This window comes from Nocardia transvalensis, assembly GCF_015477765.1.
Lineage (GTDB): Bacteria > Actinomycetota > Actinomycetes > Mycobacteriales > Mycobacteriaceae > Nocardia > Nocardia transvalensis_A.
In genome coordinates this window covers 192,531-207,356 of sequence record NZ_JADLQQ010000011.1, presented here as the reverse complement: position 1 = coordinate 207,356, position 14,826 = coordinate 192,531, and the positions used below count along the sequence as shown (strand labels likewise).

Genomic DNA, 14,826 nt, shown 5'->3' with positions numbered 1-14,826 from the left:
TGGGTGCACCCTCACCGGGGCAGGCCGAGCAGGCGTTCGGCGATGATGTTGCGCTGAATCTCGTTGGTGCCCGCGTAGATCGGGCCCGCCAGCGAGAACAGGTAACCGTCGGTCCAAACTCCGGACCGTTCGGCGGCCGCACCCAGCAGATCGAGGGCGGTTTCGTGCATGGCGATATCGAGTTCCGACCAGAACACCTTGTTCACCGAGGATTCCGCGCCGAGCTTGCCGCCCTCGGTCAACCTGGTGACGGTGGCGAAGGTGTTGAGCCGGTAGGCCTGCGCGCCGATCCAGGCGTCCACCACTCGATTGCGCATCGCGGTATCGGCCGGATCGGCGGCGGTGCGCCACAGGTCGATCAGCCGCTGCGCGGTGGCGTTGAACCGGCCCGGGCTGCGCAGCGACAGGCCGCGTTCATTGCTGGAGGTGCTCATGGCCACCCGCCAGCCGTCGTTTGGTTCCCCGATCACGTCGCGGTCGGGGACGAAGACGTCGTCCAGGAAGATCTCCGCGAATCCCGGCTCACCGTCGAGCTGCGGGATCGGGCGCACGGTCACGCCGTCGGCCGTCAGCGGGAACATCACGTAGGTGAGCCCGCGGTGCCGTTCGGCGTCCGGGTCGCTGCGGAACAGGCCGAAGGCCCAGTCCGCGAACGAGGCCCGCGAGCTCCAGGTCTTCTGCCCGTTGAGAATCCAGCCGCCGGTGGCACGGCGCGCGGTCGAACGGATACCGGCCAGATCGCTTCCGGCCTCGGGTTCCGACCAGGCCTGCGCCCAGATGTCGTCGCCGCGGGCCATGCGCGGCAGGATCCGTGCCAACTGTTCCGGTGTGCCGTGTTCGAAAAGGGTGGGGGCCAAAAGGAAGATGCCGTTCTGGCTGACGCGGCCGGGCGCACCGGCCGCGTAGTACTCCTCCTCGAACAGCACCCATTCCAGCAGCGAGGCATCGCGGCCGCCGTACTGTTCGGGCCACGACACCACCGACAGCCGGGCCTCGGCCAGCGTGTGCTCCCACGCGCGGTGTGCGTCGAAACCCGCCTTCGTATCCATCGACGGCAGCGGTGCCGCGGGCACGGTGGACCGCAGGAACTCGCGAACCTCGAGCCGGAATCGCTCTGTGGTGGCATCGAATTCGAGATCCATCTACTTCGCTCCGGTCTGTGCGTTCGCCGCGCTCGCCTTCATCGAGCGGGCATCCATGCCGCCCAGCGAATCGGCGCCCACCTCGGCATTGTGGGCGTGCGCGAAATGATGGAGCCCGAACACCGAATCCATGCCCGCGCGCATCCCCATCAGGTCCTCGCACTGGTTGACCGCCTTCTTGGTCAGCGCCAATCCGAATTGCGGCATGGCCGAAACCTTTTCGGCCAACTCCAGCGTGTGCGACTCCAGCTCGTCGCGCGGCACCACCCGATTGACCATGCCCCATTCGTAAGCCTGTGCGGCCGTGAAGCGGTCACCGGTGAACAGGATCTCCTTGGCGCGCCGGGGACCCAGCACCCACGGATGGGCGAAGTATTCGACACCCGGAATACCCATCCGCACAACCGGATCGGAGAAGAATGCGTCCTCGGAGGCGACGATCAGATCGCACACCCACGCCAGCATCAGCGCCCCGGCGATGCATGCCCCCTGCACCATGGCGATGGTCGGCTTCGGAATCTCCCGCCACCTGCGGCACATTCCCAGATACACCTCGAGCTCCCGGGCGAAGCGCTGATCGCCGCCCGGCCGGTCGACGTGGTCCCACCACAGTGCCGCCTTGTTCTCGTAATGCACATGGTGATCGCGGCCCGGGGTGCCGATATCGTGCCCGGCGCTGAAATGTTTGCCGTTGCCCGCCAGCACGATCACCTTGATCTCGGCATCCTCGACGGCACGCGTGAAGGCGGCGTCGAGGGCGTAGGTCATCACCGAATTCTGCGCATTGCGATACTGCGGCCGATTCATCGTGACGATCGCGACCGGTCCGCGCCGCTCGTAGGTGACGACCTCGCCCTCGTCGGGAATCGGATCGGTACTCACGAATTCTCCTCACGTAATTGCCGTTTGAGCACTTTTCCGGCGGCGCTGTAGGGCAGCTGGTCGCGAAACTCCACGTAGCGCGGCACCTTGAAATTCGCCAAGGTCTGCTTGGCGTGCGCGAGCACCTGCTGCTCGGTCAGGTCGGCGCCGCGTTTGCGCACGATGTAGGCCTTGCCGACCTCACCCAGCCGCTCGTCCGGCACTCCCACCACCGCCGATTCGGCGACACCGTCGAGCCGGGCCAGGACCTGTTCCACCTCGGCCGGATAGACGTTGAAGCCGCCGCTGATATACATGTCCTTGAGCCGGTCGGTGATCTTCAGATAACCGCGTTCGTCGAGGATTCCGACATCCCCGGTGTGCAGCCAGCCCTCGGCATCGATGGTTGCGGCGGTGTTCTCCGGATCGTCGAGATAGCCGAGCATCACATTCGGCCCGCGCAGCAGCACCTCGCCGCTGTCGCCGATCCTGATCTCGAATCCGGCGATGGCCTCGCCGGAGGTGTTCGCGATCGTTTCCGGGTCGTCGTCGGGTCGGCACATGGTTCCGAATCCCGCCGATTCGGACAGCCCGTAGGCGGTCACGACGACATCGAATTTCAGTTCGCTGCGCATCCGTTCGATCAGCACCACCGGGACGGTCGCCGCGCCGGTGACCGCGACCCGCAGCGTGCTCAGATCGAATTCGCCGCGCCTCGGGTGATCGAGGATGCTCTGGTAGATCGTCGGCGGACCGGTCAGCACGGTGATCCGCCGCTCCTGCACGAGCCGCATGGTCTCGGGCACGTCGAAGGTCGCCTGCGGCACGATGGTCGCGCCGGTGACCAGGCACGCGAGAATGGCCGCCTTGTAACCGAAGTTGTGGAAGAACGGCGGAATCACCAAATACCGATCGGCACTGTGGAGCGTGGACCGCTCGACCCAGGCCCGGACCACAGCCAACGCCTGCCGATGCGCAACCAGCGTCCCTTTGCTCCGCCCGGTGGTCCCCGAGGTGAACAGGATGTCGGAGATATCCTCCGGCCCAATCGATTCCGCTCGCTCCACCACCCGGTCCGGTGGCACCGCTTCGGCGATCCGGTCGAGCTCCCCCCATTCGATCGCCGCATCGGAAGCCCCGGACGTGGAATCACCCGGAATGACAACGACGGTCTCGATCGCCAACTCCGGTGCCGCCGAATGCAACTCGGCCAGCCGGTCCCGGCCCAGGAACGGCCCGACGACGAACAGCGCCTTCGCCTGCACCCGCTCGAGCACATCCACCGCCTCATCGGCGACATAGCGGGTGTTCAGCGGCACCAGCGCCGCCCCCGCGTACTGCGCGGCCAGCGCGGCCACCACCCAGTGCCAGGTATTGGGCGCCCAGATCGCGACCCGATCGCCCCGCTCGACCCCGCGCGCGAGTAGCGCCCCGGCGGTCCGCCGCACCGCGTCGAGCAGTTCCGGCCAGTTCAGGCGCACGTCACCGTCGTCTATCGCGATCCCGTCGCGGTGGCTGCGCGCCGCCTCGTGCAAGGCGAGCGGGATGGTCTGGACAGGGGTCGTCACGGTCGTCCTCGATCGGTCAACAAGCAAGTGCTTGGTAGGTTACTCTACCGGAGTGAGTGTGATCCAGACCCCGGATTCGGCCACCGGCACCGACACCACGGATGATGCCCGCTTCCGCGCCGACGTGCGGGAATGGCTGTCCGAGAATTTGAACGGGCGGTTCCGGGAGCTGCGCGGCCTGGGCGGGCCGGGGCGCGAGCACGAGGCCTTCGACGAACGGTTGGAGTGGGATCGCCACCTCGCCGCGGCCGGCTGGACCTGCCTGGGCTGGCCGAAACGGTACGGCGGCCGGGCGGCGACCCTGCGCCAGCAGGTGATCTTCCACGAGGAATATGCGAAGGCGAATGCGCCGAGCCGGGTCTCGCATGTGGGGGAGGAGCTGTGCGGACCGACCCTGCTCGCATTCGGCACCGAGGAGCAGAAGCAGCGGTTCCTGCCCGGCATCCGAGCGGTCACCGAGCTGTGGTGCCAAGGGTATTCGGAACCGGGCGCCGGATCGGATCTGGCGGCCGTCACCACCACGGCCCGGCGCGATGGCGACGAGTGGGTCGTGAACGGGCAGAAGATCTGGACGTCGCTGGCGCACCTGGCCGATTGGTGTTTCGCCCTGTGCCGCACCGAACCCGGCTCGCGCCGCCACCACGGGCTGTCGTACCTGCTCATCCCGATGAAGCAGCCCGGTATCGAGGTCCGCCCGATCGTGCAGCTGACCGGCACGGCCGAATTCAACGAGGTGTTCTTCGACAACGCCCGCACCGCAGCCGATCTCGTGGTCGGCGCGCCGGGTGACGGGTGGCGGGTGGCCATGGGCACCCTGACCTTCGAACGCGGCATCTCCACCGTCGGCCAGCAGATACGCTTCGCGCGCGAGCTGGCGAATCTGGAGGCGGTCGCGAGGGACAACGGCGCGCTGGAGAACCCGGTGATCGCCGACCGATTCGATCAGGCCTGGGTGGGTCTGCGGGTGCTGCGCGCCCACGCGCTGCGCACGCTGGCCTCGGCGCACGCCGACGTCGACGCCCGCACCGCGGCCGGGCAGGCGTCGGTCTCGAAGCTGTTGTGGGCCAACTGGCATCGCGGCCTGGGTGAGCTGGCCATGGATGTCCTGGGTGCGCCGGGCCTGATCGCCATGCCGGGCGATCTGAACGAATGGCAGCGGCTGTTCCTGTTCAGCCGCGCCGACACCATCTACGGCGGCTCCAACGAGGTGCAGCGCAACATCATCTCCGAACGCGTGCTCGGTCTGCCGCGTGAGGCTCGATAGGGAGGACCATCCGTGACAGATCTTTCCGTTCCGCCGCAGCCGATCTCCGGTCACGGGCTGCTCACCGGCCGGGTTGCGGTGATCACCGCGGCGGCGGGCACCGGCATCGGCTCGGCCACCGCCCGCCGCATGCTCGACGAGGGCGCCGACGTGGTCGTCTCCGATTGGCACGAGCGGCGTTTGAAGCAGACCGAGGAGGAACTGGCCGCAGCTCACCCGCAGCGCCGGGTGGCGGCGGTGGTGTGCGACGTGACCAGTACCGAGCAGGTCGACGACCTGGTGCGCGCGGCCGCCGAGCGGATGGGCCGCATCGACATCATGGTCAACAACGCCGGGTTGGGCGGGGAGACACCGGTTGTCGATATGACCGACGAGCAGTGGGACCGCGTCCTCGACATCACCCTCACCGGCACCTTCCGCTGCACGCGGGCGGCACTGAACTACTTCCGCGACGCGGGGCACGGCGGTGTGATCGTCAACAATGCCAGCGTGCTCGGGTGGCGAGCCCAGCACGGTCAGGCGCACTACGCCGCGGCCAAGGCCGGTGTGATGGCGTTGACCCGCTGCAGCGCCGTCGAGGCCGCCGCGCTGGGTGTACGCATCAATGCGGTGGCGCCCAGCATCGCTCGTCATCCGTTCCTCGACAAGGTCACCTCGGCCGAACTGCTGGATCGGCTCGCCGCCGGTGAGGCGTTCGGGCGCGCCGCCGAGCCCTGGGAGGTGGCGGCCACAATTGCCGTGCTCGCCAGCGATTACACGTCCTATATGACGGGCGAGGTGGTGTCGGTCAGCAGCCAGCGGGCCTGATGCCGGGCGGTCTCCCGGCCGAAATTCGGTGGCGCCGACCACGCGGAGTTGTGCAATCCTGAGGTAGGCCGGTTCCCCGAAATTTCGAAGGGACCACGACCTATGGGTCTGGACCGCCGTCAGGAAGACAACGAAGAACTGGAACTCGAGCTGGTGCGCGAGGTGGTACTGGCTCGTCGACGGCTGGACAGCATCGTATTGGCCGCGCTGACGTTCGGCGCCGAACTGCTCGACCATTCCTCCGAATGCGCGACGGCCATGCGGGCGGCGCAGATTCTGGAGGAGCATGCCGTGGACGAGTCCGATGTGGCTCGCGATCCCCGGGGCGCGCTGCGCCACGACATGGCCCGCGACCGCGAGCGCGCTCAGCGGATCGGCATGGTGCGCGAGCCCGGCGCCGTCGAATCCGAGGACGTCCGGCGGCGCCGCAAACAGACCGCGCTGCTGCGCGAGGTGCGCGCCGATCTGCTCGAGGTGGTGCGCCGCTGCCGCAAGTTCAGTTTCGACCGCGTCGCCTTCGCCGACGGCATTGCCGAGGGACTGTGTGCGGCCACCGACAAATTGGTGGTCGGCGCCGATATGGAAACCTACCGAGCCTGGCAGCGCGGCATGATCCTCAAGATCAGCGAGGAACCCACCCCTGGCGGCCCACCCCGCGCCATGGCGACCGTGGACGCCGGCCCCGGCCGCGGCCCACTGACCGTCGAATGGGACAGCTGCGAGCGACGTTTGGCGCTCGTCGCCCGCATGGCCCGAGCGGGAATCTCCCCGGTGGTCATCTGCGACCGCCTACTCGCCGACCTGTCCGTCTGCTCTCCCCTGCGCTATTCGGTGCGCTGAGCCCCGGCGACGTCTCGACGTCCGTCCGCGTGGGTTCCTTGTCGTCCGTCCGGCGTGCTTTTCGCCCACCTTGGACCAAGCAAATGCTTGGTTGTATTATGAGCGGGTGACCGCACCCGACGCATCCAAATCCGCACGTCGTAACGAGCTTCTCGCCCTTGCGGCCGGGCTGTTCGCCGAGCGTGGGCTGCGTGCCACCACGGTCCGCGATATCGCCGATGCGGCCGGGATTCTATCCGGCAGCCTCTATCACCACTTCGATTCCAAGGAGTCGATGGTGGACGAGATCCTGCGCGGCTTCCTGGACGATCTGTTCGGCCACTATCGCGAGATCGTCGGCTCGGGGCTGTCGGCGCGGGATACGTTGGAGGCGTTGGTGATCGCGTCCTACGAATCCTTCGATCGCTGGCATTCGGCCGTGGCGATCTATCAGGCCGAGGCCAAAAGGCTCAGCGCTACACCGCGTTTCGCCTATATCGCGGAGTACAACCGGGAGTTCCGCGAGCTGTGGCACAACGTGCTCACCCGGGGCGTCGAGGACGGCAGCTTCCGCCCCGAACTCGACCTCGAGCTGGCCTTCCGATTCCTGCGCGACACCGTGTGGGTGGCCGTGCGCTGGTACCGGCCGGGCGGCCGCATCACCGTGGACAATCTCGCCAAGCAGTACCTCACCATCGTGCTCGACGGGCTCACGACCCCGGAAGCGAAGTCCCCCTAGGAGTTTCACCATGTCCGCTCCGTCCACCCGCCGTCAGTACAGCCCGTTGCGGGAGGCGTACGTGATCGACGCCGTGCGCACCCCGGTCGGCAAGCGCGGCGGGGCGCTGTCCGGTGTACACCCGGCCGATCTGGGCGCGGCCGCGCTGCAGGGGCTGTTGTCGCGCAACCCGATCGACCCGGTCCAGGTCGACGACGTCATCTTCGGCTGCGTCGATGCCATCGGCCCGCAGGCGGGCAATATCGCGCGCACGGCCTGGCTGGCGGCCGGTTATCCGGAGGAGGTCCCGGGTGTCACCGTGGACCGGCAGTGCGGATCGAGCCAGCAGGCCATCAATTTCGGCGCGCAGGCCATCATGAGCGGCACCGCCGAGGTGATCGTCGCGGGCGGTGTGCAGAACATGAGCGCCATCCCGATCTCGGCGGCGATGCTGGCCGGTAAGGAGTACGGCTTCGAATCCCCCTTCGTCGGCTCACGGGGCTGGGACCATCGCTACGGCACCGGCGAGGTATCGCAGTTCCGCGGCGCCCAGTTGATCGCCGAGAAGTGGGGCATCAGCCGGGAGGATATGGAGCTCTGGGCGCTGCGCAGCCACGAACGCGCACGCAAGGCGATCGCCGAGGGCGTCTTCGACCGCGAGATCGTGCCCGTCGGCGACTTCTGGATCGATGAGGGCCCGCGCGAAACCAGCCTGGAGAAGATGGCCTCGCTCAAACCCCTCGGCGACGGCAGCCCGCTGACCGCCGCGGTCGCGAGCCAGATCTCCGACGGTGCGAGCGCGTCCCTGCTCGCCTCCGACTGGGCGGTGCAGGAGTACGGCCTGACCCCGCGCGCCCGCATCCATCACGTGAGCGCCCGCGGCGCCGACCCGATCTACATGCTCACCGCCCCCATCTCCGCCACCAAGTGGGCGCTGGCCAAGACCGGATTGTCGATCCACGACTTCGACGTCATCGAGATCAACGAGGCCTTCGCCTCGGTCGTCCTGGCCTGGTTGAAGGAAACCGGCGCCGACCCGGACAAGGTCAACGTCAACGGCGGCGCGATCGCCCTCGGCCACCCGCTGGGCGCCACCGGCGCGAAGCTGTTCGCCACCCTCCTCAACGAACTCGAACGAGTCGACGGCCGCTACGGCCTGCTCACCATCTGCGAGGGCGGCGGCACCGCCAACGTCACCATCATCGAGCGCGTGAGCTGACGGTCCCGGGGCGCTCTGCAGACCGCTCGGTATGCCCGGCCGTCGTGACCCCTCTACGATCGAGATGTGAAGGTTCTGGGTGCGTGCCCGCTCGACTGCCCCGATGCGTGCTCCTGGGTGGTGACCGTGGAGGACGGGGTGGCGGTCGGGCTGCGGGGGAACAAGGAGCATCCGGTCACGCGGGGCGCGCTCTGCGTGAAAGTGAACCGGTACTTGGAGCAGGTGCATGCGCCGGACCGCATCCGGTATCCGATGCGGCGGGTCGGGCGCAAAGGGGAGGGGCGGTTCGAGCGGATCGGCTGGGACGAGGCGCTCGACGAGATCGCCGAGCGGTTGACCGGGATCGTCGACGAGTACGGCGGGGAGGCCGTCTGGCCGTTCCACGGGACCGGAAGCCTCGGATATATCCAAGGGCTGGAAGGGCTTTCGGGGCGGCGGTTTTTCAATGTGCTCGGGGCGTCGCTGCACGATCCGACGATCTGCTCGGTCGCGGGCACCGCCGGGCTGAAGTACACCCTCGGCACCTCGGGCGGGATGGATCCGGAAGATTTCGCGCGATCGAAGCTGATTCTGCTGTGGGGTACCAATCCGCTCAGCTCCGGTCATCACCTGTGGAAGTTCATCCAGGACAGCGGCGCCTACCTGGTCGCGATCGATCCGGTCCGCACGCGCACGGCCGAACGGTGCGACGAGCACTTGGCGCCGCTGCCCGGGACGGATGCGGCACTGGCGCTGGGCTTGATGAACGTCATCGTCTCGATGGGCGCGCAGGACGACGAATTCCTTGCGCACCGAACCGTCGGCTGGCCGGAATTCCATAGTCGCCTAGCGGAATACACGCCGGATCGGGTCGCCGAGATCACCGGATTGCCGCGGGAGAGGATCGTGGCCCTCGGGGAGCGGATCGCCCGCACCCGGCCGACGGCGATCCGCGCGTCGCAGGGTATCCAGCGGCATGCGGGCGGCGGGATGGCCCTGCGCGTGCTGAGCTGCTTGCCGGGAGTGACCGGCGACTGGGCGATTCCCGGTGGGGGACTGCACTATTCGACGTCCGGGCACTTCGAGCTCGGGGTACCGGAGCTGGTGCGCTGGGACCTGCTGCCGCATCCGGTGCGCACCCTGTCGATGACCCGGCTCGGCGAGGGCCTGCTCGAGGTGGACGATCCCCCGGTCAAAGCCTTGTTCGTGATCGCGGCCAACCCGGTGGGCTCGAACCCGCAGCAGCGCAAGGTAATCGAGGGCCTGTCGCGCGAGGACCTGTTCGCCGTTGTGCTGGAACACTTTCCGACCGACACCGCCGACTACGCCGATATCGTCCTCCCCGCCACCATGCAGCCGGAGCATCTGGACGTGATCGCCGGCTACGGCCATCTGTACCTGGTGTGGAACGAGCCCGCGGTGCCGCCCCCGGGTGAATGCCTGTCCACCACCGAGACTTTCCGCCGCCTCGCCCACCGAATGGGTCTGACCGAACCGTCGCTCTACGATTCGGACGAGGGCCTGGCCCGCCAGCTGCTGAAGGGCTACGACCTCGACCGCCTGCGCGCCGACGGTTTCCTGAAGATCGACCCCGGCCCGGTCCCCTCCGACAAGCTGCACTTCGTCTCCGAACGCGCGGCCGCCGCAGGCCACGACCCGCTACCCACCTACACCCCACCCGCCGACGAGGGCCCCGGCCTGATCCTCATCTCTGCCGCCTCCCACCACTTCCTGAACACCACCTTCGGCTCCAACCCCGAACTACGCCGCCGCGCAGGCGAATCGACCGTAACCATCCACCCCGACGACGCCGCCACCCGCGGAATCACCGATGGCACACCGGTCCTCGTCTCGAACACCCGCGGCAGTTTCGAGGCCACAGCCGAAGTCTCCACCACCGTCCGCCCCGGCGTAGCCGCCACCACGAAGGGCCGCTGGGCCAAATTCTCCGGCGGCTCCACAGCCAACGCCACCATCCCCGAACGAGACGCGGACTTCGCAGGCGGCGCGGTCTTCCACGACAACCGGGTGGAGATCACTCCCCTCTAGGAGTTGAGCACCGGAGATATTTTTGAACGTTCGGTCCAGTACATGTAGGCTGACGGCATGGGCAGGGCCAAGGAGTTCGATCCGGAGGTTGCGTTGCGGGCGGCGATGGAGCTGTTCTGGCGCAAGGGGTATGAGGCGACCTCGATGCAGGATCTGGTCGATCACCTCGGGCTCGGTCGGGGGAGTATCTACGGTGCCTTCGGGGGTAAGCGTGAGCTGTACTTGAAGGCGGTTGAGCAGTATGCCGACGATGCTCGCCAGGCGTCGCTCGAGCGTCTGTCCACTCCCGACGCCCCCCTGGAGGCCGTGCGCGATTTCGTGCGGGGGTACGCGCGAACGGCATTGGCGGACAGTGATCGTAAGGGTTGCCTGATCACGAACACTGCCGTGGAACTCCCCGGCGACGATGCGGCCGCGCGGGTCGTTGCGGGCGGTCTGGATACGCTGGAAACCGTTCTGACCAGCGCTCTGCTGCGCGCTCGCGCCCAAGGCGAGTTGTCGGCCGATCGGGACCCGGCCGCACTCGCCCGCTTCCTGGTGACGCTGCTGCAGGGGATTCGCGTGGTGGGGAAGACTCCGCTGCGGGAACGCCTGCTCGACGATGCGATCGACCAGGCGCTCTCCCTCCTCGCCTGACCGATGCCACATCCCCTTCGGCGCTCCGTGCTGCCTATTTTCTGGACCGTTCGTTAAAGAAAGAGGATTCATGACTACGGCTACCGTCCCCACCGACACCGAACTGGCGGCCTCCCTGGACGGGGAGTTCACCAGCGCGTACGCCGACGTGAACGGCATTCGCCTGCACCATGTCACCGGCGGCACGGGCGAGCCGCTGATTCTGCTCGGCGGTTGGCCGCAGACCTGGTGGCAGTTCCGCAAGATACTTCCGGTGCTCGCCCGCGATTTCCGTGTGACAGCAGTCGATCTGCGCGGTATGGGCGGGTCGGACAAGCCGGAGACCGGCTACGACAAGAAGACGATGGCTCGCGACATCCACGAACTGATCGGGCACCTCGGCCACGAGTCCGCATTTGTCGCCGGTCACGACATCGGCGCCGGGGTGGCCTACCATCTGGCGGCCACCTTCCCTCGCTCGGTGCGTCGCCTGATCACCATGGATCTGGGGGTGCCCGTCGAGTCGTGGCTGCGCATCCCCATGCTTCCGGCCACCGATGACCAGGCCGAGGCTCTCGTGCACGGAAAGGGCGGCTACCCATGGTGGTTCGCCTTCAATCAACTACGCGAACTTCCCGAGCGGTTGCTCGCCGACCGCTTCCGGCTCGTCATCGATTGGCTCTACGGCCACATGCTGGTCGACCAGGCCGCGGTCGATGACCAGGCACGCAACGTCTATGCCCACGCCTACGACTCCGCCGACGCCATCCGGGCGGGCAACCGCTGGTACCAGACCTTCCGGCAAGACGTCGCGGACCTCGCGACGTATCGGCCGGTCACCCTGCCGATCCTGACCCTGGCGGGCGAGTCCTCCTATTCGCAGCTGCGAGAACAGATGGCGGACAAGGGAACCGACGTGCGTGTCGTGATGATCGAGGGCAGCGGGCACTACCTCCCCGAAGAACAGCCGCAGGCGGTGATCCGCGAGCTGACGCGGTTCTTCGTCGCGGAGCAGGTGCGGTCACGCTGAGGAGCCGGGGGTCACCTCCGCGCCGGGGCGCAACGCGGCGAGGGCATCGATTCGGGTGACGGCGTCGTCGACTATGCGGTCGATGAGCTGTTGGACCGTGGGAAGATCGGCGATGATCCCGGTGACCTGGCCCGCGGCCAGGACGCCCGCCTGGGTGTTGCCCTCGACCAGGCCCGCCTTCAACAACATCGGGGTGTTGGCGGCCATGATGACCTGAGACCAGGTGAGGTCCTTGGTTTTTCGCATGGCCAGGCCGTCGCGAACCATCGTGGACCACCTCATGCCCGTCATGCTCTTGAACCTGGCGGCATTGGCGACCGCGGTGGCGAGCCCGCGCCAGCGGCCCGAATGTTCCAGGCGTTCAACGAGTTCGGTGTTCAGCACCCGATGCGGCATGCCGTCGACCTTCAGCGACACCACGGTGTCCTGCAGGCCGCGGCGCAGATACTCCTGCTTGACCGCATCCGGCACCGTACTTTCCCGAGTCAACAGGAACCGCGTGCCCATCGCGACACCCGCCGCCCCGTAGGCCAGCGCCGCCGCAAGTCCGCGTCCGTCGAAGAAGCCACCGGCCGCGACCACGGGAATGTCGACGGCATCCAGCACCGAGGGCAGCAGCAGCGTCGTGGCCACCGGACCGGTGTGCCCGCCCCCCTCACCGCCCTGCACGATGACCGCGTCGGCACCCCACGACGCCACCTTCACCGCATGTTTGGCCGCACCGATCGATGGAATCACCACCACCCCGGCGTCTTTGAGCCGGGCGATGAGCTCCTTCTTCGGCGCCAACGCGAACGACGCCACCCGCACCCGCTCCCGGATCAGCAGCTCGATCCGTTCGGGGGCGTCCGTGGCGTCGGCGCGGATGTTCACGCCGAACGGCTTGTCGGTATGGGCCTTGGTCTTGGCGATCGCGGCCTCGAGCTCCTGGTAGGTCATGGTGGCCGAGGCCAGAATGCCCAGGCCGCCGGCATTGGCCGTGGCGGCCACCAGCCGCGGCCCGGCCACCCAGCCCATACCCGTCTGCACGATCGGATGCTCGATCCCGACCAGCTCGGTGAGCGCCGTACGCAGCCGCGCGGTCACGCCGCGACCTCCCTGTCTCGAATTCCCTTGGGATCCAAGGCCGTACGGATGAGGCGCAGCTCCTCCCCGGTAGGCCACCGGGTGGTCTGCGTCGTCTCCAGACCAGCGACCTCGAACGAGGTGTTCTCGGCGACCTCGTCCGCAGTGACGCCCGGATGCAGCGACAATGCCTGCAGCGTATGGCCCGGTCCGCCGAAATCGAAGACACCCAGATTGCTCACGACCCGGTGCAGATGATGGAAGCGATAGGCCGGATTGCCGGGATCGACCTTGTCGTAACCGATTCCGCACACGATATCGACCCGGTCGCAGAACACCCGTTTGGTGTGCCGGGGCACGAAATAGCTGGTCGCGTGATTGATCGTATTGCCGGGCGCGCCACGCACGCCGAACATCTGGCGCTTCGGCCGCTGTAGCGCCCCGAACGCCGACAGGTTCTGATTGCCGTGGCGATCGAGCTGATTGGCGCCCATGACGACGTGGCGGCGACCGGAGGCCACCACATCGAAGACCTTGCCGAATGGAATCCAGCCCTCCACAGGTGCTTTCGCTCCCAGCGCGGGCACCTCGGCCAGGAACAACGCCTCGCCGTCGGAGATCAGCAGATCCGGCTCGAACGTCAGCCGTGCCAGCCGCGCCCCGATGGTCGGAATCGGCGACATCGGGCTGGCCATGATTTCCCCGGCGCCCCGGAAGATTTCGGCGCAGGCGACCGCGCAGACCTCGGCTCGGGTGGCGATGGTGGTCTCGGTCATCGGCGATCCTCACTGTGCTGTGCGGCGAATTCCCGGACGGCGGCCTGATAGTCGTCCTCGGAGACATTCAGATAGCGGGCCTCGAACGCCGCCCACGCCTCGGGATCGGCGGCCGCCTCCACGTAGTAGCGCTGGAACTTCTCGTCACGGCCGTAGCTGCCGGAGAACGTGAAATGAGCGCCGCCCGGAACCTCCACCACGCCGTCGACCATCATCCGGTTGAGGATGATCGCCTGCTGCGGAACGGCTTTCACCAATTCGTCGGTATCGACCAGTCGATCCACCGACAGGTACCGGCGCTCGGCGGCCAGGCAGAACAGATCGTCCATGTAGGGATCGACGCCGGTGTAGGCGGCATTGCCGTGCCTGTCACCCAGGTCCAGGTGCACGAAGGCGGCGTCCAAAGTCAGTGCGGGCATGGCGATCAGCGTCTCGACCCGCCCCTCGGCGTCCGGGTATGGGGACTCGACGGTGCGCAGCTCACCGTCCCAGAAGTTCGGCACGTCCGAACCGAGTCCGGCCCGGATCGGCAGGAACGGCAGCCGTGCGGCCGCGGCCTGCAGCCCGCACTTGACCATGCCCTCGTCCATTTCGCGGGCCACGATCGCACCGTCGGTGCGTGCCTTGGCGAACCACGGATCGTAGAACGGCGCCGAATCGAGCGAAACGAATCCGTAGTATGCCTTGCGCACCTTGCCCGCCGAACACAGCAACCCCAGATCCGGACCGCCGTAGGCGACCACGGTCAGATCGGTGACCTCCGAGCGCAGCAGCGCCCGCACCAGCGCCATCGGCTTACGCCGCGACCCCCACCCGCCGATGCCGATCGTCATGCCGCTGCGCAGCTCGCCGACCACCTCGTCCAGGGTCATTCGCTTATCACGCATGCTCACTTGCCTTCCGCCCAGCTGCCA

14 protein-coding genes are annotated in these 14,826 nt (G+C 67.5%); 8 read left to right on the top strand and 6 right to left on the bottom strand.

Going from position 1 to position 14,826, the window contains the following annotated elements:
* Positions 1 to 11: 11 nt before the first annotated feature.
* Genes IU452_RS29860 through IU452_RS29850 form a run of 3 tightly spaced genes read right to left on the bottom strand, consistent with a single transcriptional unit; the run spans position 12 to position 3,571 of the window.
* A complete protein-coding gene (locus IU452_RS29860) occupies positions 12 to 1,142 on the bottom strand; it encodes an acyl-CoA dehydrogenase family protein (RefSeq protein ID WP_195112527.1) in 1,131 nt (376 codons plus the stop codon).
* The gene (locus IU452_RS29855; RefSeq protein WP_324192893.1) at positions 1,143 to 2,024 is read right to left on the bottom strand and encodes an enoyl-CoA hydratase; all 882 of its coding nucleotides are present in this window, start codon (positions 2,022 to 2,024) and stop codon (positions 1,143 to 1,145) included. It abuts the gene before it with no gap.
* Positions 2,021 to 3,571: a FadD3 family acyl-CoA ligase gene (locus tag IU452_RS29850; protein WP_195112526.1), complete on the bottom strand. Its 1,551-nt coding sequence runs from the start codon at positions 3,569 to 3,571 to the stop codon at positions 2,021 to 2,023. Before IU452_RS29850 ends, IU452_RS29855 begins: the two co-directional genes overlap by 4 nt.
* Before the next feature lie 52 nt (positions 3,572 to 3,623).
* Between IU452_RS29850 and IU452_RS29845 the strand changes: the two genes are divergently transcribed.
* From IU452_RS29845 to IU452_RS29810, 8 genes are all read left to right on the top strand, one after another.
* On the top strand, positions 3,624 to 4,835 hold the full coding sequence (locus IU452_RS29845; protein ID WP_324192891.1) for an acyl-CoA dehydrogenase family protein: 1,212 nt from the start codon (positions 3,624 to 3,626) through the stop codon (positions 4,833 to 4,835).
* Positions 4,836 to 4,847: 12 nt separating this feature from the next.
* The gene (locus IU452_RS29840) at positions 4,848 to 5,642 is read left to right on the top strand and encodes an SDR family oxidoreductase (protein WP_195112524.1); all 795 of its coding nucleotides are present in this window, start codon (positions 4,848 to 4,850) and stop codon (positions 5,640 to 5,642) included.
* 102 nt (positions 5,643 to 5,744) lie between these two features.
* Positions 5,745 to 6,482 (top strand): hypothetical protein, encoded by a 738-nt coding sequence (locus tag IU452_RS29835; RefSeq protein WP_195112523.1) that lies wholly within the window; start codon positions 5,745 to 5,747, stop codon positions 6,480 to 6,482.
* A gap of 106 nt (positions 6,483 to 6,588) precedes the next feature.
* The gene (locus tag IU452_RS29830; RefSeq protein ID WP_195112522.1) at positions 6,589 to 7,200 is read left to right on the top strand and encodes a TetR/AcrR family transcriptional regulator; all 612 of its coding nucleotides are present in this window, start codon (positions 6,589 to 6,591) and stop codon (positions 7,198 to 7,200) included.
* Between the two features lie 46 nt (positions 7,201 to 7,246).
* On the top strand, positions 7,247 to 8,398 hold the full coding sequence (locus tag IU452_RS29825; protein WP_195112607.1) for an acetyl-CoA C-acetyltransferase: 1,152 nt from the start codon (positions 7,247 to 7,249) through the stop codon (positions 8,396 to 8,398).
* A 66-nt stretch (positions 8,399 to 8,464) separates the two neighbouring features.
* Positions 8,465 to 10,426: a molybdopterin-containing oxidoreductase family protein gene (locus IU452_RS29820; RefSeq protein ID WP_195112521.1), complete on the top strand. Its 1,962-nt coding sequence runs from the start codon at positions 8,465 to 8,467 to the stop codon at positions 10,424 to 10,426.
* Between the two features lie 57 nt (positions 10,427 to 10,483).
* Positions 10,484 to 11,062: a TetR/AcrR family transcriptional regulator gene (locus IU452_RS29815; RefSeq protein WP_195112520.1), complete on the top strand. Its 579-nt coding sequence runs from the start codon at positions 10,484 to 10,486 to the stop codon at positions 11,060 to 11,062.
* Positions 11,063 to 11,132: 70 nt separating this feature from the next.
* On the top strand, positions 11,133 to 12,071 hold the full coding sequence (locus IU452_RS29810; RefSeq protein WP_195112519.1) for an alpha/beta fold hydrolase: 939 nt from the start codon (positions 11,133 to 11,135) through the stop codon (positions 12,069 to 12,071).
* Here the strand turns inward: IU452_RS29810 and IU452_RS29805 are convergent.
* The 3 genes from IU452_RS29805 to IU452_RS29795 are packed head-to-tail and all read right to left on the bottom strand — an operon-like array spanning position 12,063 to position 14,799.
* Complete coding sequence (locus tag IU452_RS29805; protein WP_195112518.1) at positions 12,063 to 13,157, bottom strand: NAD(P)H-dependent flavin oxidoreductase; 1,095 nt, start codon at positions 13,155 to 13,157, stop codon at positions 12,063 to 12,065. The genes IU452_RS29810 and IU452_RS29805 overlap by 9 nt on opposite strands.
* Positions 13,154 to 13,912: a CoA-transferase subunit beta gene (locus IU452_RS29800; RefSeq protein WP_195112517.1), complete on the bottom strand. Its 759-nt coding sequence runs from the start codon at positions 13,910 to 13,912 to the stop codon at positions 13,154 to 13,156. The genes IU452_RS29805 and IU452_RS29800 overlap by 4 nt, the downstream gene beginning before the upstream one ends.
* Positions 13,909 to 14,799, bottom strand: coding sequence for a CoA transferase subunit A (locus tag IU452_RS29795; protein WP_195112516.1), 891 nt, complete (start codon positions 14,797 to 14,799; stop codon positions 13,909 to 13,911). Before IU452_RS29795 ends, IU452_RS29800 begins: the two co-directional genes overlap by 4 nt.
* Positions 14,800 to 14,826: the final 27 nt, after the last annotated feature.

Excerpts from the sequence above, each read along its gene's own strand:
- IU452_RS29860 (WP_195112527.1), bottom strand. The coding sequence starts at position 1,142 with ATGGATCTCGAATTCGATGCCACCACAGAGCGATTCCGGCTCGAGGTT.
- IU452_RS29835 (WP_195112523.1), top strand. The coding sequence starts at position 5,745 with ATGGGTCTGGACCGCCGTCAGGAAGACAACGAAGAACTGGAACTCGAG.
- IU452_RS29815 (WP_195112520.1), top strand. The coding sequence starts at position 10,484 with ATGGGCAGGGCCAAGGAGTTCGATCCGGAGGTTGCGTTGCGGGCGGCG.
- IU452_RS29810 (WP_195112519.1), top strand. The coding sequence starts at position 11,133 with ATGACTACGGCTACCGTCCCCACCGACACCGAACTGGCGGCCTCCCTG.
- IU452_RS29800 (WP_195112517.1), bottom strand. The coding sequence starts at position 13,912 with ATGACCGAGACCACCATCGCCACCCGAGCCGAGGTCTGCGCGGTCGCC.
- IU452_RS29795 (WP_195112516.1), bottom strand. The coding sequence starts at position 14,799 with ATGCGTGATAAGCGAATGACCCTGGACGAGGTGGTCGGCGAGCTGCGC.